Source organism: Shewanella sp. 125m-7, assembly GCF_052977045.1.
Map to the genome: position 1 here is coordinate 1 of NZ_JBRILQ010000088.1, position 2708 is coordinate 2708.

Annotated in this window: 1 pseudogene; it reads left to right on the forward strand. The window is 40.3% G+C overall.

Annotated elements, in window-relative coordinates:
- The first annotated feature begins 316 nt into the window (after positions 1–316).
- Positions 317–1294: pseudogene (locus ACVBIL_RS20520) on the forward strand (IS630 family transposase).
- Positions 1295–2708 lie beyond the last annotated feature (1414 nt).

The window sequence follows — 2708 nt, forward strand, 5'->3', positions numbered from 1 at the left end:
CAGAAGTGAAACGCAATATCGCCGATGGTAGTGTGGGGTCTCCCCATGTGAGAGTAGGTCATTTCCAGGCGCCAAATTAACTCGTTAAGAGTAGTGAAAAAGCCACCTTATTAAGGTGGCTTTTTTGCGTTTGGGTGTTTGTAAAATCATGAACGCTTACTCATCTAAAATGTCTCTATCCGTTAAGGTGACTTATACCAATCTAAGTAAAAATATGATCTAATTGCATTCATCGTATTATCTTCATTTGTGGTTATGGATAACTTTAAAAATACTGACTTTACGAGCTCTAGCTCGTGAGCAGAAATCTATCCAAATGAATATGCGCCTACTTGCACGGGCTCATTTTCAGGATGGAAAATCTCGAACTCAAATTGCACTATTTTAAAAAGTGAGTAGAGCCAGCGTCAAATAAGTGGGTATATGCCTATTTAGAAGAAGGGCTAGCGGGGCTGCAAGAAAAACCCCCGTACTGGAATACCTGCATTTCTCAGCACAGAATAGCAAGCTCAACTCGCTGACTATATAGAGAAAAGAGCAAGCAGCGATCAAGGTGGTAGATTAACGGGGGCACACATACACAACTATATTGAGTCAGAGTTTGGCAAAACTTATCACCCTGACTCAATCTATTATTTATTGAATCATATGGGTTTTTCATGGATAACCTCACGTTCTAAGCACCCAAAGCAATCAATAGAGGCTCAAGAAGAATTTAAAAAGATTCCAAAATAAAACGATCCTTAAGATCCTGTGATCCCCCCCTTTAGATCGCATCGATATCTGGTTTCAGGATGAAGCAAAATTCGGTCAACAAAACACAACAATTAAGATTTGGGCTCGAAAAGATACCTGACCAAGGATTGTACGCCAGCAGTAATTCGAATATGCATACCTTTTTGGCTCCGTATGTCCCTGCAAAGGTATAGGACAAGCAATTGTGGTTCCGCGGACAAGCAAAGAAGTAATGATCTTCCACTTAAGACAGATCTTAGAAGCCACTGACATAGATAGGCATGCTGTAGTGTTCATGGATGGTGCCGGTTGGCATACAGACGGTATTGCAGATCAATTCACGAATGTCAGCATCATCAAATTACCGCCCTATTCACCAGAGCTTAATTCAATTGAACAAGTATGGAGCTGGATGCGCCTGCACTGCCTCGCTAATAGAGTTTTCAAAAATTATGAAGATATTGTCGATAGTGTTTGTGATGCCTGGAATACCTATACCGAGATTTCAGAGCGAGTGACAAAATTGTGTTCTAGGGGTTGGGTAATTATGACCAGTTAGTTTTCCCGTTTGGGATCATTCTTTGAGCTATCAATAGTAAGTGTTCACGCATGATGTGCTTGTGTAGGCAAGGAGCTATTAATGCTTTGTTTTCCAGTTTCCGGGTAAACCACTCCAAAGAAATGAACATAGTCAAATTACAGCTGACGAATAACTCTTGGGCACATTCCTTTTCTTATCCATAGACGCGTCATGCTATTTTGTTGATCTAAGCAAGCATCATCTTGAAAGTAAATATCAACTCGATTAAGTGCCGCGCTATCTGGGATGTTAAAGACATTTTCCAGTTAAAATTTTTTAAAAGACATTTGAGCTTCGGGTACTTGGAGTGGCGGTTACCAACTAAAGCTAGCAGGTTTAGTTGCTTATAAATAGCATGTGGGTGATAGTCGAAATTAAAATGTAGCCAGTCTATAAGTGAAAAGCATCACCGTTAACTTTACCTCCAGAGGATCGCATGCCTTGCGCTTTTATATAGGCGCTAGGTAGCAGCTTTTGGCAAGAAGTGAGCGAGTGGTATTTAATCCTTTGAGTAGTACGCAAGATATTTTGCGGCTCTAGTATTAACGCTGCCACGGGCGACTTTAAGTCTCTTGGCCACTTCTGTTCGACAGCCCTCCTTTACGTGGCTCTTTTCCAGCTCTGGATAAAGTTAAGATCTCTACAGCACTATAGTTTTCAAAATGGGCCACTGGTTGTTTGTGGCCCTATATTAGATTAAAACTCATTATTGGTTGTTATAAGTCAGACTGGAATGTTTATAGTTCTTCGGTTATGGAAGACCCTTATTAGTGTAATGAGAGATTCTGTTTGGTAAATAAGCAGTTCTGTTGGTTGAAACTGGTTTGTCAATATATCGACAAGATTGATTTTTAGCTAAGGAATCCTCTGCATTAGAAGAGAGAGTCGTGTCATTTCTGCCATAGCCACTTTAATTGCTATTAATACCTGAACTAGAGTTGGTGAGTGTGGCTTATTTTCATCCAGTTAGGTTGGGTATATCTAATTCGCTCTTTTATGCTAATTAAGATCGCATTCCCTTAGGGTTGAGGCGAGTGTAACCAAATTGCTTATTTAGACTGTTATTAGGATGGCTCCAATTTTTAATATCGGGCTAAAAAGGGGGGGGTATTAAGCGGCAGATAAATTGGTTAGGCTTTGGTTGTGGGTAATCCTGTGAGTAAGCTGTGGGTTTGGTGTGGTTATTAAAGGTATAAGATTTAAATGTATTTTTCTTTAAAAAAGCGCTTGCGCTCAGATCAAATCTCCCTATAATGCGACCTCACTGACACGGCACAGCAGGCTAACTACTTAGGTATTACGGGACTTGCAGCGGTGTTAGAGAGTTAAAACTCTTAGGAGATTTGATTCAGGTGACAAACGCTTTAAGAGCTTCGTTTGATGGTTGTTAACA